The 20,501-nt window shown below is 72.5% G+C and carries 12 protein-coding genes; 6 read left to right on the top strand and 6 right to left on the bottom strand.

Going from position 1 to position 20,501, the window contains the following annotated elements:
• The first annotated feature begins 208 nt into the window (after positions 1-208).
• Positions 209-1,036, top strand: coding sequence for an HDOD domain-containing protein (locus AACH10_RS16435; RefSeq protein ID WP_341411538.1), 828 nt, complete (start codon positions 209-211; stop codon positions 1,034-1,036).
• Between the two features lie 115 nt (positions 1,037-1,151).
• Complete coding sequence (locus AACH10_RS16430) at positions 1,152-2,903, top strand: AMP-binding protein (RefSeq protein WP_341411537.1); 1,752 nt, start codon at positions 1,152-1,154, stop codon at positions 2,901-2,903.
• Between the two features lie 32 nt (positions 2,904-2,935).
• Here AACH10_RS16430 and AACH10_RS16425 read toward each other — a convergent pair whose 3' ends face one another.
• The 6 genes from AACH10_RS16425 to AACH10_RS16400 form a co-directional block, all read right to left on the bottom strand.
• Positions 2,936-3,949 carry a Bug family tripartite tricarboxylate transporter substrate binding protein gene (locus tag AACH10_RS16425; RefSeq protein ID WP_341411536.1) on the bottom strand — a complete coding sequence of 338 codons (1,014 nt, stop codon included), beginning with the start codon at positions 3,947-3,949 and terminating at the stop codon, positions 2,936-2,938.
• A 66-nt stretch (positions 3,950-4,015) separates the two neighbouring features.
• Positions 4,016-6,208, bottom strand: a complete 2,193-nt coding sequence (locus AACH10_RS16420; RefSeq protein WP_341411535.1) for a diguanylate cyclase domain-containing protein — start codon at positions 6,206-6,208, stop codon at positions 4,016-4,018.
• Positions 6,205-8,445, bottom strand: a complete 2,241-nt coding sequence (locus tag AACH10_RS16415) for a diguanylate cyclase (protein ID WP_341411534.1) — start codon at positions 8,443-8,445, stop codon at positions 6,205-6,207. The genes AACH10_RS16420 and AACH10_RS16415 overlap by 4 nt, the downstream gene beginning before the upstream one ends.
• Before the next feature lie 181 nt (positions 8,446-8,626).
• Positions 8,627-10,330: an ABC transporter ATP-binding protein gene (locus AACH10_RS16410; RefSeq protein WP_341411533.1), complete on the bottom strand. Its 1,704-nt coding sequence runs from the start codon at positions 10,328-10,330 to the stop codon at positions 8,627-8,629.
• 5 nt (positions 10,331-10,335) lie between these two features.
• Positions 10,336-11,391, bottom strand: coding sequence for an ABC transporter permease (locus AACH10_RS16405; RefSeq protein ID WP_341411532.1), 1,056 nt, complete (start codon positions 11,389-11,391; stop codon positions 10,336-10,338).
• An 8-nt stretch (positions 11,392-11,399) separates the two neighbouring features.
• Positions 11,400-12,338, bottom strand: a complete 939-nt coding sequence (locus AACH10_RS16400; protein ID WP_341411531.1) for an ABC transporter permease — start codon at positions 12,336-12,338, stop codon at positions 11,400-11,402.
• A gap of 410 nt (positions 12,339-12,748) precedes the next feature.
• On the opposite strand from AACH10_RS16400, the gene AACH10_RS16395 reads away from it, so the two are divergent.
• From AACH10_RS16395 to AACH10_RS16380, 4 genes are read left to right on the top strand one after another with little or no spacing between them, the layout of a single operon-like run.
• A complete protein-coding gene (locus AACH10_RS16395) occupies positions 12,749-14,617 on the top strand; it encodes an ABC transporter substrate-binding protein (RefSeq protein ID WP_341411530.1) in 1,869 nt (622 codons plus the stop codon).
• A complete protein-coding gene (locus AACH10_RS16390; protein WP_341411529.1) occupies positions 14,614-16,533 on the top strand; it encodes an ABC transporter substrate-binding protein in 1,920 nt (639 codons plus the stop codon). Before AACH10_RS16395 ends, AACH10_RS16390 begins: the two co-directional genes overlap by 4 nt.
• A gap of 1 nt (position 16,534) precedes the next feature.
• The gene (locus AACH10_RS16385) at positions 16,535-18,355 is read left to right on the top strand and encodes an ABC transporter substrate-binding protein (protein WP_341411528.1); all 1,821 of its coding nucleotides are present in this window, start codon (positions 16,535-16,537) and stop codon (positions 18,353-18,355) included.
• Entirely contained in the window at positions 18,324-20,477 is a 2,154-nt protein-coding gene (locus AACH10_RS16380; RefSeq protein ID WP_341411527.1) for an acetoacetate--CoA ligase, read from the top strand. Before AACH10_RS16385 ends, AACH10_RS16380 begins: the two co-directional genes overlap by 32 nt.
• Positions 20,478-20,501: the final 24 nt, after the last annotated feature.

Below are 20,501 nucleotides of genomic sequence, written 5' to 3'. Positions count from 1 at the left end.
AGGCCGTGTGCCTGGCGTTTTTTTTGCCCGTCCGCGCCCCGGGCGGGCCCGGCTCGGCCCCACGGGGCGCTGCGGCGGCGGAAATGCGGGGTGGCCGGGGGCTGTTTCGGGGCTTTGGCGGCGGCGTGGCGGCCCTAGCCTAGCCGCCGTTGGCAGTCCCCTTCCGCCCCTTCCCGCCCTCCTGACCGGCCCGCCCGCCGCCCACGCCATGTCCGTCGACCCGCAACTGCGCACCCTCGAGATCGACATCCCGGCCCAGCCGGACTCGCTGGTGAAACTGTCGCTGCTGCTGGCCGATGACGAGGTCAACCAGCAGGCCGTGGCCGCGCTGGTGCAGGCCGACATGGCCCTGGCCGCCGCGGTGATGAAGGCGGTGAACTCCTCGTTGTACGGCCTGGCCGGCCGGGTGCAGAGCGTGCAGCAGGCGGTCACCTACCTGGGCACGCGCGAGATCGCCGGCATCACCTTCGAGATGGGGCTGCGCGCGGCCTTTCCGCCGGCGCCCGAGCTGCAGCCGATCTGGCAGCGTGCGGCGTTGCGTGGCCACTTGATGGGCCGGCTGGCCCAGGCCCTGGGGGTCGATGCCTGGGCCGCGCATTCGGCCGGGCTGTTCGAGGAGTGCGGCAAGGCCGTGCTGTTCCGCCACGCGCCCGACCATTACCGCGCCATGCTGCGCGCCACGGCCACCGACGGGGACCTGACCCAGCTGGAGCATGTGGGCTTCGGCGTCAGCCACGACGCGTTGGGCGCCGCGCTGTGCGAGAGCTGGGGCCTGGACCCCGCCGCCGTGGCCAGCGTGCGCCACCATGTGGTGGCCCAGGGCCTGCTGGAACTGCCCGACGCCCCCACCCGGCGCTCGGCGCTGGCGCTGTCGGTCATCGTGCAGGCGCTGATGACGGTGCCGGCCTCGATCGACGACGTGGTGCCCATCATCGCCGCCCAGGCCGATCTGGACCCCACGCTGGTGCTGCGCGCCACGCGCCGCCTGGCCGAGCAGCAGGCCGAGGCACAGGCCCACGGGCGCCGCGCCGCGTGACATCGGGCCGCGGCCTCGCGGCCGCGGGGTGCCACCCGCAGGTAATCACTATGGCCCGAGGGCCGTCGCGCGGCTACGCTGCGCCCGGACCGTCCCTGCCATCGAAAGGCCTGCCATGCGACACGTGCCCGTCGACCCCGCCAAGCTGGCGCTGCAACGGCTGTACCACTGGGAGCAGACCGCCCCCGACCGCGTGATCCTCACCCAGCCCATGGGCCGGGAGCAGGGCGGCGCGGTGCGCGACTTCACCTGGGCGCAGGTGATGGACCAGGCCCGGCGCATCGCCGCCTGGCTGCAGGCGCAAGGCCTGCAGCGCGGCGACCGGGTGGCGATGATCAGCAAGAACACCGCCTGGTGGCTGATCGCCGACTTCGGCATCTGGATGGCCGGTGGCGTCTCGGTGCCGCTGTACCCCACGCTGGCGGCCGGCTCGATCCGCCAGATCTGCCAGCACAGCGAATCGCGCTGGCTGTTCATCGGCAAGCTCGACGGCTGGGCCAGCATGCGCAGCGGCGTGCCCGAGGGCCTGCCCTGCATCCGCATGCCGCTGGCGCCGCCGCTGTCGGAGATGCCGGCCGGCACCGTGGCCTGGGACGACATCTGCGCCCGCACCGAGCCGCTGGCCGGCACGCCCGAGCGCGACGGCGACGAGCTGGCCACCATCATGTACACCTCGGGCACCACCGGTGCGCCCAAGGGCGTGATGCACAGCTTCGGCACCTTCGCCTGGTCGGTCGATGCAGGCCTGAGCCGCCTGGCCACCATCGACGAGAACGCGCGCATGCTGAGTTATCTGCCGCTGTCGCACGTGGCCGAGCGCACGCTGGTCGAGCATGGCCTGCTGTTCACCGGCATGCACGTGTTCTTCGCCGAATCGCTGGACACCTTCACGCAGGACCTGCAGCGCGCGCGGCCGACGGCCTTCTTCTCGGTGCCGCGGCTGTGGGTCAAGTTCCAGCAGGGCGTGAGCGCGAAGATGCCGCCGGCCAAGCTGGCGCGGCTGTTGAAGATTCCCATCCTGGGCGGCCTGGTGCGCAAGAAGGTGCTGGGCGCGCTGGGCCTCGACCAGTGCCAGTTCGCCGCCGGCGGCGCGGCGCCGATGCCGCCCGCACTGCTGAAGTGGTATGCCGATCTGGGCCTGCCCATCGTCGAGGTGTACGGCATGACCGAGAACTGCGGCGTCTCGCACGCCACGCTGCCCGGCGTGCAGCGCCCCGGCACCGTGGGCCAGCCCTACGACGGCGTGCAAAGCCGCATCGATCCGGCCAACGGCGAGATCCAGGTCAAGAGCCACGGCCTGATGCTGGGCTACTACAAGGAGGCCGAGCTGACCCGCGAGGTGTTCACCGACGACGGCTGGCTGCACACCGGCGACAAGGGCACGCTGGACGCCGAGGGCAACCTGAAGATCACCGGCCGCGTGAAGGACCTGTTCAAGACCAGCAAGGGCAAGTACGTGGCGCCGGCGCCGATCGAGGACCGGCTGGTGATGCACAACGCCGTGGAGGCCTGCTGCGTGACCGGGGCCAACCTGGGCCAGCCGCTGGCCCTGGTGATGCTGAACCTGGAAGCCATGGCGCGCGCCGCCGACGCGGCCGGCCGCGCCGCGCTGAAGGCCTCGCTGGCCGAGCACCTGCAGGCCATCAACGCCCAGCTCGATCCGCACGAGCAGCTCGACTGCCTGGTGGTGGTGAGCGAGCCCTGGACGGTGGACAACGGCTTCGTCACGCCCACCTTCAAGGTCAAGCGCAACCGCGTGGAAGAGGTCTACGCCGCGTACTGGGAGCGCTGGGTGACCAGTGGCGAGACCGTGATCTGGGCCGAGGGCAGCGCGTCGGCCCAGCCGGGCATGAAGCTGGCGGCCTGAGCGCCGCGCCGCCGCCCAGGCGGCGTGCGCGCTCAGTCGACCTTGGCGCCCGAGACCTTCACCACCTTGGCCCACTTGGCCGTCTCGGCGGCGATCAGCGCGGCGAACTGGGCGCTGGTGATGCCGCTGGGCACGGCGCCCTGCGACTTCAGGCGCTCCTGCATGGCCGGGGTGGCCAGGGCCTTGGCGGTCTCCTGCTGCAGGCGGTTGACGATGTCGGCAGGCGTGCCGGCCGGCGCCAGCAGGCCGAACCAGCTGCTGGCCTCGAAACCCTTGAGCGCCGGGCCGCCGGCTTCCTCGACCGTGGGCACCTCGGGCAGGGCCTCCGAGCGCTTGGCGCTGGTGACGGCCAGGGCCTTCAGGCGGCCGCTCTTGATGTGCGGCAGGGCCGAGGGCAGGTTGTCGAACATCAGGTCCATGTTGCCGGCGATCAGGTCGATCAGCGCCGGGCCCGAGCCGCGGTACGGGAAGTGCACCATGTAGGCGCCGGTCATGCTCTTGAACAGCTCGCCGGCCAGGTGGATGGAGGTGCCGTTGCCCGAGCTGGCCATGTTCAGCTTGCCGGGGTTGGCCTTGGCGTAACGGGCCAGGTCGGCGACGCTGGCGATGCCGTACTTCTGCGCATTGGCCGGGTTGATGACCAGCACGTTGGGCACGCCGGCCATCAGCGAGACGGGCACGAAGTCCTTCACGTGGTCGTAGGGCATCTTGGGGTACAGCGCCGGGTTGATGGCGTGCGTGCCCACGGTGCCCATCAGCAGCGTGTGGCCGTCGGCCACCGACTTGGCCACCTCGGCGGCGCCGGTGTTGCCGCCAGCGCCGGGCTTGTTGTCCACCACGAAGGGCTGGCCGAACACGCGCTGCAACTCGGGCGCCAGCGCGCGCGCCAGCAGGTCGGTGGTGCCGCCGGCCGCGAAGGGCACGACGATGCGCACCGGCTTGGCGGGCCAGCCGGCCTGGGCCTGTGCGGCGGCGGGCAGCACGACGCTTGCCGCGCCGGCGGTGGTGGCGGCCAGCAGCTGGCGGCGGGTGATCGGGGGGGTCATGCAGGTCTCCTGGTTGGACGTGCCCGGCGGCGGGCCGGGCCGGCGGTCTGCCATGCAGCCGCGGTGTCAGGAGTGTGCCGCAAGCGTCGGCTCGGGCCGGTGCGCACCCGCGCAGGCGGCGTCGGCGCGACCGTCGGGCGCCGGGCCGGCATCGATGTCCAGCTGCACCTGGCCGGCGCGCCAGGCCTGTTCGAGGTCGGCCTCCAGTGCGCGCAGCGCGGCGGCGTCGGTGGCCTCGGCGCGCTGCAGGCCCACCGCGCGGTGGCGGCCCTGGGCCTTGGCCAGGTACAGCGCCATGTCCACCAGGTTGATGGCCTGGTCCAGGCCCACCGGCAGGCCGTGCGGCGGCAGCGGAAAGCCGGCGTGGCCGATCGATGCGCTGACCTGCAGCGGCGTGCCGTCGGGCAGCGTGAAGGGCGTGTCGCCCACGGCGTGCAGCAGGCGCCGCGCCAGCGCGCGCAGCGCACCGGGGGCCAGTGGCTCGGGCAGCGCGACGAGGAACTCCTCGCCACCCCAGCGCGCGGCGATGGCGCCGGGGCTCAGCGCCTCGCCCAGGCGCGCGGCCAGCTGCACCAGCACGGCGTCGCCGGCGGCATGGCCGTGGCGGTCGTTGATCTGCTTGAAGTGGTCGATGTCCAGCATCAGCAGGCCGCCGCGGAAGTGCTCGGCCTCGCGCCGGCCCTGCAGCTGGGCCTGGGCATGGCGGCGGTTGCTCAGGCCGGTGAGCGCGTCGCGCTCGCTCTGGTGGCGCAGCTGGCGCTGGTTGCGCGCCAGCGCGCGGTTGGCCACGCGCACGCGGCGCGCCAGCAGCAGCACCAGCACCACGGCCAGTGCCAGCGCGCCGCCCACCAGCATCCACAGCCGCTGCGTGAGGGTGCGGTTCTCCAGCGTGGCGGCCTTCACGGCGTTCTCGCGTTCCAGCACCAGGATGTCGCGCTGCTGTGCCTCGCGCCCGTACCGGCCGCGCAGCTCGGCCAGCGCGGCCTCGCGCGTGGTGGTGTGCAGCTTCTGGCTCAGCGCGCGCTCGCGGTGGTGCAGGGCCAGCGCGCCGGGCAGATCGCCGGTGGCGGCCAGTGCATCGGCGAACTGGCGCAGCGCCGCCAGCTGGGCGGTGTGGTCGCCTGATTCGGCCCAGGCGGCGAGCAGATGCTCCAGCGTCGCGCGCGCGGCGGCGGCCTGCCCCAGGCGCACCTGGGCGAGCATGGCGTTGGCCTCGAGCAGGCGGGCCAGGCGGTGGTCGGCCAGCGGGCGGGTCAGTGCCAGGCCGCGTGTGGCGGCCTGCAGGGCCTGCGGGGCGCGGCCGGCTTCCAGCTCCAGGTCGCTCAGGTTGCCCCAGGCCACGGCCTCCAGGCGCGTGGCGCCGGCGCGCTGGGCACTGGCCTGGGCCTGGCGCAGCAGCGCGCGGCTGCGCTCGACCGGCGACTGCGGCGGCAGCGTGGTGGCTTCGGTCAGGTCGACCAGCGCGACCAGTGCGGCGTCGCCGCTGCGGCGCGCCAGGGCCTGCGCCTGTTCGAGGTGGCGCTGCAGTGCGGCGCGGTCGTCCTGCGCGGCGGCGGCCTGGGCCAGCTGGCATTCGGCACTGCCCTGGCGCCAGGGGTCGGCGGCCGCGCGGGCCAGCGCCAGCGCGGCCAGGGCGTGCTGGCGGGCGGCGTCGGCCTGGTGCCGGCCCAGCGCGTGCAGGCCCCGCAGCAGCAGCAGACGCCAGCGCGGGCGCAGCTCGCAGGCTGTGCCGCCCGCACCTGCCGCGTTGCCGGCACCCGCCGCGCTGGCCGGCGCCGCCGTGCCGCAGTGGCGCTGGTAGGCCGCCAGCGCATCGGCGGCCAGGCTGTCCAGCGGGCCGCGGCCGTCGCGCTGGGCCTTCAATGCGCGCAGGTACTGGCCATCGGCCTCGGCCAGGGCCGGGGCCACGGCGGCGGCGGCGATGACGGCCTCGCCCAGCGCGGCCGCGGCGTCGCCATCGCTGCCGGCCGTGGCCAGCACCTCGGCCCGGGCCAGGGCCAGCAGGCGGCGGCCGGCGACATCGGCCGGCGCGGGCAGGGCCAGCAGCTCGGCCAGCGCGGGCTGCGGCTGGTCGCTGCCGCGGCGCACCAGGCGGTCGACCTGCTCGGCCAGTGCGGCGGCGGGTGCGGCGGCGGGTGCGGCGGCGGGTGCGGGGGCGGGCGCTGGCTGGCCGGCAGCCGTGGTGGCCGTGGTGACCAGGTGGGCCAGGACCAGGGCCAGCGCGGTGGCGATGCGGTGCCGGTGGCGCAGCGGGTTCATGCCGGGGCCTTCGCGCTGGACGGGGCGGCCGAAGCCGGGGCCGGTGTGGCCGGCGTGGCGCCGGGGACGCGGGGCGCGGGATCGGGGCCGGCACCGGCCGCCGCCGTGCGGCCGGTCTCGCTGGCGCCGCCGCTGGCCGGGTCGAGCGGGCCGGGCAGGTGGGTCAGCGTGACCAGGCCGTCGACCTGGGCCTGCTCCAGCTGGCTGGCGATGCGGCGCAGCGTGTCGATCTCGGCCGCGGCGATCTGGCGCACGCCGCAGGCACGGTTGCGACCGTGGGCCTTGGCCAGGTACAGCGCGGCGTCCACCAGGCCGAGGGCTGGCTCCCAGCCGGGCGCCAGGCCGGTGGGCTGCAGCGGGAAGCCGGCATGGCCCAGCGAGGCGGTGACGCGCAGCCGCGTGCCGTCGGGCAGCGCCACCGGCGTCAGGCCGATGGCCTCCAGCAGCCGCAATGCCAGTGCGTCCAGCGCTGCCGCATCGCGGGCGCTGGCCAGCACCAGGAATTCCTCGCCACCCCAGCGCAGCAGCAGGTCGTCCTGACGCAGGGCCTGCTGCAGGCGCTGCGCCACGGCCACCAGCACGGCATCGCCGGCGGCATGGCCATGGCGGTCGTTGACCTGCTTGAAGTGGTCCAGGTCGATCAGCAGCAGCGCGCCGTCCAGCGCCGGCGCGTGGCCGTTGCCCGCGGCGGGCGCCATGCGGCGCTGCAGGTGGCGGCGGTTGGCCAGGCCGGTGAGCGGGTCACGCTCGCTCTGGTGCAGCAGCGCGGCATTGCCGGCCACCAGGCGCAGGCCCTGGCGGCGCAGCCGGCGCAGCAGCAGCGCGGCCACGGCCAGCAGCAGCGCACCGCCCGCGGCCGCGGCGATCCACACCCGCTGCTGCAGGGCCTGGTTGTTCAGCTGGGTCTCGCGCAGCTGGCCCTCGCGCTGCAGCAGGGCCAGCTCGCGTTGGCGGTGCTCGGCCTCGAAGCGCTCCTGCAGCTCGACCATGGCGTCCTGCTGCGTGCGGCGGTCCAGTGCGTCGGCCAGTGGGCGCAGGCGCTGGTAGCTGGCGAAGGCCTCGCGCAGGTAGCCGGCGCGCTCGAGGTAGGTGCCCTGCTCCTGCACCAGCAGGGCCAGCGCACCTTCGGCACCGGCGCGCTCCTCCACCGCCATGGCCTGGGCCAGGTGGGCCAGGCCTTCGTCCAGCCGGTGCAGCGACACCAGCGCCAGGCCGATGTTGGCCAGCGCCACCGATTCGCTGTTGGCGTCGCCCAGCGCCCGCGCCAGCGGCAGCGCCTCGCGCGCCTGGGCCAGGGCCACGGCGTACTGGCCGCGCTTGAGGTAGTGGTCGGACAGGTTGGCGAGGCCCAGCACCTCCATCGTGCGCGAGCCGCCGCGCCGCGCCTGGGCGATGGTCTCGTTCATCGCGCGCAGCTCGGCGACAGGGTCGTTGCCGACGTCGTGCAGGAAGGCAGCGATGTTCCAGGCGTGCGCCAGGGCCAGCGCGTCGTCACCGGCCAGCGCCATGGCCTGGCGGTGCTGGGTGCGTGCGGCGTCGAGCTGCTGGGCCTGCAGCAGCGTGAAGGCCAGGCTGGCGCGCGCCTCGCTGCGCCGCCAGGCCACGCCCTGGGCGTCGGCCACGGTGACGGCCTGCTGGCGCAGCCGCAGGGCGTCGTCGAGGCGGCCGCTGTCCTCGTTCAGCCGCGCCAGCGAGGCCAGCATGCGCAGGCGCAGCGTGGCGGGCGCGTCGTCGGGCAGGCGGGCGATGGCCTCGTCCAGCAGGCGCTCGGCGCGGAACACCGGGCCGCGGCGCGCCTCCAGCATCGCGCGCGCCCAGCCGGTGACGGCCGCGCCCAGCGGCTGGGCGGCCAGCCGCTGCACGGCCTGCACGCTGCGCTCGGCGGCGGCCAGCTGGTTGTGGCCGGCCAGCAGTGCGGCGCGCAGGCCCAGGGCCTGCAGGCGCACGGGGTCGTCGTCGCGCAGGCGTTCGGCCAGCGTGGCGGCGGCGTCGGCGGCCACCAGCGGCTGGGCCCGGGCCTGGGTGTCCAGGGCTTCCAGGCGGGCATCGTCGGCCACCGGGCGCAGCGCGCGGGTGGCCGGGGCGCTGGCCGCGGTGGCGGGGGCCGTGGCCGTGGGGGTTGTGGTGGGCGCGGCCGCGTGCGCCCCGGCCACGGCGCCGCCCAGGCAGCCGGCCAGCCAGACCGGCAGCACGGCAGCCCGCAGCCAATGCGGGTGGCGCGGAATTCGGGCGGGCATGGGGATGGGCGTGCGGGCGGCAGTCCAGGCAATCGGTCTGCCGGGGTTGTCGGCCGCCCGGGCGCCGGCTGCAGGGGGCCGCGCCCGGCGCGCGGCCGTGCTGCGCACTCCGTCACGCTGCCGCCGCCCGCCTGATACCGCGGACAGCCGCGGACAGCCGCGGACGGCCGTCGCGCCGTGCCTACGCGGCGCCGGGCGTCCAGCCGCGCGGCACGGCGGCCAGCAGGCGGCGGGTGTAGTCCTGGCGCGGTGCGGCCAGGATCTGCTGCGCGCTGGCCTGCTCGACCACCTCGCCGTTCTGCATCACCATCACCTCGTCGCTGATGAAGCGCACCACGGCCAGGTCGTGGCTGATGAACACATAGGCCAGGCCCAGCTCGTCCTGCAGGTCCTTCAGCAGGTTCAGCACCTGGGCCTGCACGCTGACGTCGAGCGCGCTGACGGCTTCGTCGAGCACCAGCACCTCGGGCTCCAGCACCAGGCAGCGGGCGATGGCGATGCGCTGGCGCTGGCCGCCCGAGAACTCGTGCGGGTACTTGCCGAAGGCGCGGCCGTCGAGCCCCACGCGCTCGAGCATGCGGCGCGCGCGCGCCTCGCGCTCGGCGGTGTCGGCGCCGATGCCGTGGATGGCCATCGGCTCGACCAGCGACTCACCGATGGTGAAGCGCGGGTTGAGGCTGGCGTAGGGGTTCTGGAAGACGATCTGGATGCGACGGCGCATGGCCTGGCGCTCGCGGTCGCCCAGGGTCAGCAGGTTCTTGCCGTCGAAGATCACCTCGCCGCTGGTGGGCTCGTGCAGGCGCAGCAACGTCAGGCCCATGGTCGTCTTGCCCGAGCCGGACTCGCCCACCACGCCCAGCGTGTGGCCGCGCCGCAGCTGGAAGTTGACGTTGCGCACGGCGCGGAACTCGCGCTTGCCGAACAGGCCCTGCGGCAGCCAGAAGCTCTTGTGCAGCGACTTGACCTCCAGCACCACCGGGGCGTCGGCGTTCTTCGGGGCGGCCTGGGGCACGGCGGCCGCGGCTTGGCCGTCCTGCTGCGCGATGTGCTCGTCGATGACCTGCAGCCGCGCCGGGTTGCCGTCCAGGCTGGGGCGGCAGGCCAGCAGGGCCTTGGTGTAGCTGTCCTGCGGCGCGCTGAAGATGCGCGCCACGTCGCCCTGCTCGCGCACCGTGCCGTGGCGCATGACCACCACGCGGTCGCTGATCTCGCCCACCACGCCGAGGTCGTGGCTGATGAACAGCACGCTCATGCGGTGTTTCTCTTTCAGCCCGGCGATCAGCTCCAGCACCTGGCGCTGGATGGTGACGTCGAGCGCGGTGGTGGGCTCGTCGGCGATCAGCAGCTTGGGCTCGCAGGCCAGGGCCATGGCGATCATCACGCGCTGCTGCTGGCCGCCCGACAGCTCGTGCGGATAGGCCTTCAGCCGCCGCCTGGGCTCGGGCATGCCCACCTCGGCCAGCAGGCTCTCGGCCTTTTCCAGCGCGGCCTTGGCCGACAGGCCCAGGTGGCGGCGCAGCGGCTCCACCAGCTGGTTGCCGATGGTGAACACCGGGTTCAGGCTGGACATCGGGTCCTGGAACACGCAGGCGATCTCGCGGCCGCGCATCGCCCGCAGCTCGGCCATCGAGGCCTGCAGCAGGTCGCGCCCCTGCCACAGGATGCGGCCCGAGCGCTCGGCGTTGTCGGGCAGCAGGTTCAGGATGGACATGGCGGTGACGCTCTTGCCCGAGCCCGACTCGCCCACCAGGGCCACGGTGCTGTTCTCGGGGATGTCGAAGCTGACACCCTGGCCGTTGCGGCCCACGGCGGCGGCGCGCTGCACCACGCCGCCTTCCTTGCCCATGCGGAAGTCGACGCGCAGGTCTTGAATGGAGAGCAGCATCGGATTCACTCCAGCCCACGCAGCTTGGGGTCGAGCGCATCACGCAGCGCATCGGCCATCAACGAGAACGCGGTGACGAACACCGCCATGAACGCGGTGGCTGCCACCAGCTGCCACCAGTGGCCGAGGATCAGCTCGCTCTGGGCTTCGGAGAGCATGGTGCCCCAGCTGACCTGGTCGATCGACACACCCAGGCCCAGGTAGGACAGGATCACCTCGGCCTTGATGAAGCCCACCACCAGCAGGCCCATGCGCACCAGGATCACGTGGCTGATGTTGGGCAGGATGTGGCGGAACATGCGGCGCGTGCTGCTGGCGCCGATGGCCTCGGCGGCGCGCACGTACTCGCGGCTGCGGTGCTTCATGAACTCGGCGCGCACCTGGCGGTACAGGCCGGTCCAGCCGGTCAGGCCCAGGATGATCACCACGGTGTCGATGCCGCGGCCCAGCACCGCCGCGAAGGCGAAGATCAGCAGGATGCTGGGGATGGCCTCGAACACGTTGTACAGCCACTCCAGCAGATCGCCCACCTTGCCGCCGAAGAAGCCGCTGGTGGCGCCCAGCAGCGTGCCGATCAGCGTGGCCACCAGGGCCGCGGCCACGCCCACGAACACCGAGATCTCGGTGCCCTTGATGGCCTTGGCCAGCACGTCGCGGCCCAGGCGGTCACCGCCGAAGGGCAGGGTGTCGGCCTTCTTCACCTCGGTGGTGCTGTACTGCTTGGCGCGCTCGGCCCATTCGGCGTACTTGGGCGCCAGCGGGTCGATGGCGCTCAGGTCCACGTTCGGGCCCTTGGGCTGCGCCACGGCGGCCGACTTGGCCTCGGGCGGCGCGGCGCCCATGAAGGTGGGCCGCGCATTGGGCACGCCCACCTCGGTCTGCCAGCCGCGCGCCACCACGCCCAGCGCGGCGGCGGCGATCAGCACGAAGAAGGCCAGCACGATGGTCAGCGAGACCATGCCCACGCGGTCTTTCCTGAAGCGGCCCCAGGCGGCGTGCCACACGCCTTCGGAGCGTTCGACGGCCAGCGCGCCGGCGGCCGGGTTCGGGTTCGAGGTCATCACCGCGCTCACTTCAGCACCACCCGCGGATCCACCGCCTTGAAGGCCAGGTCGGTGAGCAGGTTGATCACCATGGTCAGCACCGCCAGGTACACGGTCACCGCCTGGATCACCGGGTAGTCACTGCGGTTGACGGCCAGCAGCACCTCGCGGCCCAGGCCGGGGATGGAGAAGAAGGTCTCGATCAGGAACGAGCCCAGGAACACGCCCGGCAGCAGCAGGCCGACGTTGGTGAGGATCGGGATCATCGCGTTGCGCAGCACGTGCTTGAACAGCACCTTGCCCTCGCCCAGGCCCTTGGCGCGCGCGGTGCGCACATAGTCCTGGCCCAGCTCGTCGAGGAAGAAGCTGCGGTACAGCCGGGTCTGCGGCGCCAGGCCCACCAGCACCGCCAGCAGCGCTGGCAGCGGCACATAGGTCACCAGGTTGGTCCACACGCTGTCGCCCCAGCCCTGCACCGGGAACCAGCCGAGCTGGAAGCCGAACAGGTACTGGCCGACGATGATGTAGACCAGGAAGCTGATCGACAGCGCCACCGTGGTCACCACCATGATGGTGCGGTCGGCCAGCGAGCCGCGGCGGTAGGCCACCCACATCGCGATCGGCAGTGCCAGCACCACCTCCATTGCCAGGATCGGCAGCATCACGGTCAGCGTGGCCGGCATGCGCGTGGCGAACAGCTGGCTCACGGCCTCGTTGGTGGCCCAGCTCTTGCCCCAGTCGAAGGTGACGATGCCCTTGACGAAGATGCCCAGCTGCACGTACCAGGGATCGTTCAGGCCCAGCTGGTCGCGGATCGCCTGGATCTGCTGTGGCGTGGCGTTCAGGCCACCGAGGATCTCGGCGGGATCGCCGCCGAAGAACTTGAACAGGAAGAACACCAGCAGCACGACGCCCGCCATGGTCGGGACCATCTGCCACAGGCGCCGGATCAGGTAAGCCAGCATCGGTGAGCACTCTCCCAGCGCCCGGCGGATGCCGGACCCTGTCGACAAGACAAGGGGCGCGCGCAGGCTTGTGGCCTGCCGTGGCGCCCCGGATTTCAGGATGCGCGAGTGTAGGGGGGCGCCAGGGCCATACCTCCCCGCGTTTCCCCCCGGACTGCCGGGGGCCGTCCCCACGCCATCCGGGGGGTGAGCGGGTGCAAGTCCCGTGCCGCGCCGGGGCGCCACGGCTGCGCCAGCACGGTGCATCGCCCACCCGCCCGGGCGTGGGGTCGATCGCGATGCGCAGCGTGGAAACCCGCCGCTAGACTGCGCGCTTCGTCCCACCCGACTCAGCGGCCAGGGCGGGGTCACCACCCCTTTGCCGGCGTTCCAAGCGCCGGCAGCACCCGGCGCCGCAGCTCCCGAAGCCGATGAAGCCTCGTTTCCTGTTCCGCAGCCCGCGCATCCGGCGCGCGCTGCTGGCCCTGCCGCTGTGCCTGCCGCTGGCCTGGGCCCCGTTGTCCGCTGCGGCGCAGTCCGCACCCGCCGCGGCGCCTGCGGCCGCCGCCGCGCCCAAGGTGCTGCGCTATGCGTTCCAGATCGCCGAGACCGGCTTCGATCCGGCGCAGATCTCGGACACCTATTCGCGCATCGTCGCCTCGAACATCTTCGAGTCGCCGCTGACCTATGACTTCCTGGCGCGGCCCGCCAAGCTGGTGCCGCAGACCGCCGCCGCGCTGCCCGAGATCAGCCCCGACTTCAAGCGCTTCGTGCTGCGCATCCGGCCCGGCATCTACTTCGCCGACGACCCGGCGTTCAAGGGCCGCAAGCGCGAGCTCACCGCGGCCGACTACGTCTACTCGCTCAAGCGCCATTACGACCCCAAGCTCAAGAGCCCCAGCCTGTACCAGCTGGAGGGCGCCAAGCTGCTGGGCCTGAGCGAGCTGCGCAAGAAGGCCGTCGACAACAAGCAGCCCTTCGACTACGACACCGAGGTCGAGGGCCTGCGCGCGCTGGACCGCTACACCTTCGAGATCCGGCTGGCCGAGCCCGCGCCGCGCTTCCACTACTTCCTGGCCGATGCCGGCAGCATGGGCGCAGTGGCGCGCGAGGTGATCGAGGCCTATCCCGGCAAGAGCATGGAGCACCCGGTGGGCACGGGGCCGTTCCGCCTGGCGCAGTGGAAGCGCTCGTCCAAGATCACGCTGGAGCGCAACCCCGGCTACCGCGCCGTGACCTACGACGCCCAGCCGGCCGCCGACGACGCCGTGGGCCAGGCCATCCTGGCGCGGCTGAAGGGCCGCAGCCTGCCGATGATCGACCGCGTGGAGGTGTCCATCATCGAGGAGAGCCAGCCGCGCTGGCTGGCCTTCCTGAACGGCCAGCTCGACATGCTGGAGCGCCTGCCCAATGAGTTCGCCGGCATCGCCATCCCCAACGACCGCCTGGCCCCGCACCTGGCGAAGAAGGGCGTGACGATGGAGCGCGTGCCGGCCGGCGACGCCACGTTCAGCTACTTCGCGATGGAGCACCCGGTGGTGGGCGGCTACACGCCCGACAAGGTGGCGCTGCGCCGCGCACTGGCGCTGGCCTACGACTCGGCCGCCGAGGTGGCCCTGGTGCGGCGCCAGCAGGCCGTGGTGGCCCAGGGCGTGATACCGCCCAACATGAGCGGCTACGACCCCACGCTGCGCACCGAGATGAGCGAGTACAACGTGGCCCGCGCCAAGGCCCTGCTCGACCTGTACGGCTACACCGACAAGAACGGCGACGGCCTGCGCGACCTGCCCGACGGCAAGCCGCTGGTGCTGGAGTACACCAGCCAGCCCGACCAGCAGAGCAAGCAGCTGCAGGAGCTGTGGCGCAAGGCCATGGGCGCGATCGGCGTGAAGATCGAGTTCAAGACCGCCAAGTGGCCCGAGAACCTGAAGGCCAGCCGCGCCGGCAAGCTGATGATGTGGGGCGTGGCCTGGCTGGCCGCCATCCCCGATGGCAGTTACTTCCTGGAGCTGATGTACGGCCCCAACAAGGGCCAGGCCAACCATGCGCGCTTCGACATGCCGGCCTTCAATGCGCTGTTCGAGAAGCAGCAAGGCATGGCCGACGGCCCCGAGCGCGAGGCCGTGATGCGCGAGCTGCAGCTGATGGGCGTGGCCTACATGCCCTACAAGGTGAATGCCCACCGCATCCTCACCGACCTGATGCACCCGCAGGTGATCGGGTACCGACGCCACCCCTTCCTGCGCGATTTCTGGCGCTATGTCGACATCGACACCACCGCCCTGGAGAAGGCCCGATGAGCCGCCGAGCCCTGTCCCCGTCGCAACGCGTCCGCCGGCGCATGCTGGCCGCCCTGGGCCTGATGACCGGCGGCGCCACCATCGCCGCCGCGGCCGCCCGCGCCGCCACGGGTGTGCCTGGTGCGGCCGGTGCGGCCAGTGAGGCCGGTGGGGCTGCCAGTGCCCCGGCCGGTGCCGCGCAGAAGGTGCTGCGCCTGGCGCTGCGCAGTTCCGAGACCAGCCTCGACCCGGCGCGCATCGTCGACCTGTACTCGCGCTCGGTCACCAACCACATCTTCGAGGCGCTGTACGGCTACGACCACCTGGCGCGTCCGCCCCGGATCCGTCCGCTGGCCGCCGAGGGCATGCCCGAGCACAACGCCGAGTTCACGGTGTTCACGGTGCGGCTCAAGCCCGGGCAGTTCTATGCGCCCGACCCGGCGTTCAAGGGCCGGAAGCGGCCGCTGCGCGCCGCCGACTTCGTCTTCGCCTTCAAGCGCTTCGTCGACCCCGAGAACAAGAGCCCGCTGTTCGGCAGCGTGCTCGACATCGGCTTCGTGGGCCTGGCGGGCCTGCGTGACGAGGCCCTGAAGACCAAGAAGCCCTTCGACTACGACAAGCCCATCGAGGGCCTGCAGGCTCCCGACGACCACACGCTGCGCTTCGTGCTCGACAAGCCGTCGCCGCGCTTTCTGCAGGACCTGTGCAACTGCGACCTGTTCGGGGGGGTGGCGCGCGAGGTGGTCGAGTTCTACGGCGACAAGATCGGCGAGCACCCGGTGGGCACCGGCCCGTACCGCGTGGTGCAGTGGCGGCGCTCGTCGTTCATCGCGCTGGAGCGCAACCCGAACTACCGCGAGCGCTACTACGACGCCGAGCCCGCCGCCGACGACGCCGAGGGCCAGGCGATGCTGGCGCGCTTCAAGGGCCGGCGCCTGCCGATGATCGACCGCGTGGAGCTGTCGGTGATCGAGGAAGGCCAGCCGCGCTGGCTGTCCTTCCTGAACACCCAGGTCGACGCGCTGGCCACCAGCGCGAACGAGATGCCGATCGACTTCGTCAACGTGGCCATGCCCGGTGGCAAGCTGGCGCCCAACCTGGCCAAGCGCGGCATCCAGGGCATCCGCTCGCTGAATGCCGATTGCGGCCTGAGCTTCTTCAACATGGAAGACCCGGTGGTGGGCGGCTACACGCCCGAGAAGGTGGCGCTGCGCCGCGCCATCGGCCTGGGCATCGACGTGGAGCGCGAGATCCGCCTGGCCCGCCGCGGCCAGGCCATTCCGGCGCAGTCGCAGGTGCTGCCGCACACCAGCGGCTACGACGCGGCGTTCAAGAGCGAGAACGGCGACTACGACCCGGCGCGTGCGCGCGCCCTGCTCGACACCTACGGCTATCTGGACCGCAACGGTGACGGCTGGCGCGAGCTGCCCGATGGCCGGCCGCTGGAGCTGGAGGTGGCCACGCAGCCCGAGCAGATCAACCGCCAGTTCGACGAGCTGTGGAAGAAGAACATCAATGCCCTGGGCATCCGCGTGCGCTTCAAGACCGCCAAGTGGCCCGAGCAGCTGAAGGCCGCGCGCGCCGGCAAGCTGCAGCTGTGGATGCTGGGCTCGTCGGCCGACCGGCTGGACGGCCAGAGCTCGCTGGCCCGGCTGTACGGGCCGCAATCGGGCGGGCAGAACCTGGCGCGCTTCAAGCATGCGCGCTTCGACGAGATCTTCGACCGCATGAAGGTGCTGCCCGACGGCCCGGAGCGCGAGGCGCTGTTCCTGGAGGCCAAGAAGATCGGCGTGGCCTTCATGCCCTACAAGGTGCACGTGCACCGCTTCTCGACCGACCTGCTGCACCCCTGGGTGGTGGGCTACCGGCGCCCGGTCTACAACTGGGAGTGGTGGCACCTGGTCGACATCGACGAGAGCAAGCGCCCGAAGGCCTGAGATGGATCCCCAGGCGCGGCGCCGCTGGTTGCAGGGCCTGGCCCTGGGGGCGTCGTCCGCCGCGCTGGCGGGCCCGGCCGCGGCGGCGCCCCGCCCGGGCCGCAAGCGGCTGCGCCTGGCCCACCCCGCGCCCGAGACCGGCTTCGACCCGGCACAGGTCAACAGCGACTACTACTCCATCACGCTGATCGCGCAGATGCTGGAGCCGCCGCTGGGCTATGACTACCTGGCGCTGCCGGCCCGCCTGGTGCCGCGCACCGCCGAGGCGCTGCCCGAGGTCTCGGCCGACCACCGGGTGTTCACGCTGCGCATCCGGCCGGGCATCTTCTACAGCGACGACCCGGCCTTCGGCGGCCGGTCGCGCGAGCTGGTGGCGGCCGACTACGTCTACGCCATCAAGCGCTTCTTCGACCCGCAGCACAAATCGGGCGACCTGTACCAGTTCGAGGCGCTGAAGCTGCCGGGCCTGGCGGCGCTGCGCGAGCGCGCGATCCGAGATCGCACCCCGTTCGACTACGACACCGAGGTCGAGGGCCTGCGCGCGCTGGACCGCTACACGCTGCGCTTCACGCTGGGCGCGCCGGACCCGCGATTCCCCTACCTGCTGGCCACGCCCTTCTGCGCCCCGATCGCGCGCGAGGTGGTGGCGCGTTATGGCGCGGCGCAGATGGGCGCGCACCCGGTGGGCACCGGGCCCTTCCGGCTAAAGCGCTGGGTGCGCGGGGCGCGCATCGAGTTCGAGCGCTCGCCCAGCTTCCGCGGCGAGGTCTACCAGGGCCAGCCGGCCGACCAGCCGCTGCAGCAGGCACTGGCGGCCGATCTCGCCGGCCAGCGCCTGCCGCGCGTGGACGAGGTGGTGGTGGAGGTGGTCGAGGAGGACCAGCCGCGCTGGCTGGGCTTTCTGAACGGCCGCTACGCGCTGCTGCAGGTGCCGTTCGGGCTGGTGAACCATGTGGCGCCGAACGGCACGCTGGCGCCCTACCTGGCGCGGCGCGGCGTGCGGCTGCAGCGCCAGTCCATGCCCGACATGGGCATGAGCTACTTCACGATGACGCACCCGGTGGTGGGCGGCTACACGCCCGAGAAGGTGGCGCTGCGCCGTGCGGTGTCGCTGGGCTTCGACCAGACGGCCTACATCGAGCATGTGCTGGGCGGGCAGGCGATTCCCGGCCAGTCGCTGATCGCGCCCTTCACCTCGGGCTACGACCCGGCCTACAAGAGCGGGATGAGCGACCACGACCCCGCACGCGCCAAGGCCCTGCTCGATGCCTACGGCTACGTGGACCGTGACGGCGACGGCTGGCGCGAGCAGCCCGACGGCACGCCGCTGGTGCTGGAGAAGGCCAGCCAGAGCACGCAGCGCGACCGCCTGGCCAACGAGGTGTGGAAGCGCTCGATGGACCGCATCGGCGTGCGCATCACCTTACGCACCAGCACCTGGAGCGAGCTGCTCAAGCTCACCCGCAGCGGCACACTGATGATGTGGGGCTTCGCGTGGAGCGCGGCCTCGCCCGATGGCGGCTTCTTCCTCGACACGGCCTATGGGCCGAATGCCGGTGAATCCAACGACAGCCGCTTCGCGCTGCCGGCCTACGACCGCCTGGTGGAGCGCCAGAAGCGCCTGCCCGATGGCCCCGAGCGCGAGGCGCTGATGCGCGAGGCCAAGAACCTGCTGGCCGCCTACATGCCCTACAAGGTGCATGGCCACCGCGTCCTCACCGATGTGCTGCAGCCGGGCACGCGCGGATACTGGCGCCATCCCTTCATGCGCGACACCTGGCGCTTTGTCGATGTCCCTGCCGACGACGAACCCGCGGCCTGAGCCGCAGATCACCCGCTACCAGCACTGGCTGGCCGAGCACCGCGGCCTGCACTTTGAACGCTACGAGGACCTGTGGCGCTGGTCGGTCGACGACCTGCCCGGCTTCTGGCAGTCGATCTGGGATTTCTTCGACATCCAGTCGCCCACACCGGCGGCGCAGGTGCTCGATGCCGAGCGCATGCCCGGCGCCCGGTGGTTCAGCGGCGCCCAGGTCAACTATGCGCAGCAGGTGCTGCGCCATGCCGATGCGCTGCATGCCGCCGGCCATCCGGCCATCGTGTTCGCCGACGAGCCGCTGCTGGCCGCCGGCCAGATGCGTGAGCTGAGCTGGCCCGCGCTGAAGCGCCAGGTGGCTTGCATGGCGCTGGCGCTGCGGCGCATGGGCGTGCAGCGCGGCGACCGCGTGTGCGCCGTGCTGGCCAACACGCCCGAGACGGCGGTGGCCTTCCTGGCCTGCGCCAGCATCGGCGCGCTGTGGTCGGTGTGCTCGCCCGACATGGGGCCGGTGGCCGTGCTCGACCGTTTCCGCCAGATCGAGCCCACGGTGCTGATCGCCGCCGATGGCTACCGCTGGGGCGGCCACGCCCATGATCGCCGCGCCGTGCTGGCCGAGGTGCTGGCCGGCCTGCCCAGCGTGCGGCATCTGGTGCTGTGGGCGCGGGTCGACGAGACCGCCGATGCGCAGGTGCATGCCTCGGCCGAACGGCAGGCGCATGACCTCGCCACGCTGCTGCGCGGCGACGGCCTGGCGCCCGAGGCCGTGGCGGCCTTCACGCCCGACTGGCTGCCCTTCGACCAGCCGCTGTGGGTGGTGTATTCCAGCGGCACCACGGGCCTTCCAAAGCCCATCGTGCACGGCCATGGCGGCGTGATGCTCGAAGGCCTGAAGCTGGGCACGCTGCACAACGACGTGGGCCCCACGTTGCTGACCGGCGACCGCTTCCACTGGTTCTCCACCACCGGCTGGATCATGTGGAACAGCCAGGTGGCCGGCCTGCTGGGCGGCACCACGGTGTGCATCTACGACGGCAACCCCGGTGGCAGCACAGCCGGCACGCACGACTGGTCCACGCTGTGGCGCTTTGCCGGCCTGGCGGGCGTGAGCTTCTTCGGCGCCGGCGCGGCCTTCTATGCCTCGTGCGCCAAGGCCGGCGTCGAGCCCACGCAGGTGGCCGATCTGCGGCGGCTGCGCGCCATCGGCTCCACCGGCTCGCCGCTGTCGGAGGACAGCTACCGCTGGATCTGGGGCCACCTGCCCAAGGTGGATGGCCGCGACATCTGGCTGACCTCGATCTCTGGCGGCACCGACTTTGCCGGCGCCTTCCTGGCCGGTGTGCCCACGCTGCCGGTGGTGGCCGGCGAGATGGTGTGCCGCTGCCTGGGCGCCGCGGTGGAGGCCTGGAGCGAGGACGGCCGGCCGCTGGTGGACGACGTGGGCGAGCTGGTGTGCGTGAAGCCCATGCCGTCGATGCCGCAGTACCTGTGGAACGACCCCGACGGGCGGCGCCTGCACGACAGCTACTTCGACATGTACCCGGGCGTGTGGCGGCATGGCGACTGGCTGCGCCTGGTGCCGCACAGCGACACCGGCACCTGCGGCGCCATCATCTACGGCCGCAGCGACGCCACCATCAACCGCCACGGCGTGCGCATGGGCACGGCCGAGCTGTACCGCGCGGTGGAGGCCCTGCCCGAGGTGCTGGACAGCCTGGTGGTCGATCTGGAATACCTGGGGCGTGGGCCCTGGGCGCCGGGCCGCTCCCAAGGCCAGGGCCAGCCCTCTCGGAGGGCGGGCGACGAAGTCGACCGGGTGCCGACAGGTACCAGCTGGATGCCGCTGTTCGTGGTGCTGCGCGAGGGCGTGGCGCTGGACGAGGCGCTCACCGCCCGCATCAAGGCCGAGGTGCGTCAGGCGCTGTCGCCACGCCATGTGCCCAACGACGTGTTCCAGGTGGCGGCCATCCCGCGCACGCTGTCGGGCAAGAAGATGGAGCTGCCGGTCAAGAAGCTGCTGATGGGCGCCGACCCCGACGCCGTGATGAAGCGCGACGCGATGGCCAACGCGCAGTGCGTGGACTGGTTCATCGCCCTGGCACAACGGCGACGGGCGGCGGGCGCCTGAGCGGGCAACATGCGGTGGCCTGTC

It is taken from the genome of Pseudaquabacterium inlustre (genome assembly GCF_038066595.1).
In the GTDB taxonomy this organism is placed as follows: domain Bacteria; phylum Pseudomonadota; class Gammaproteobacteria; order Burkholderiales; family Burkholderiaceae_C; genus Pseudaquabacterium; species Pseudaquabacterium inlustre.
This window is presented reverse-complemented; position numbering and strand designations above follow the sequence as displayed.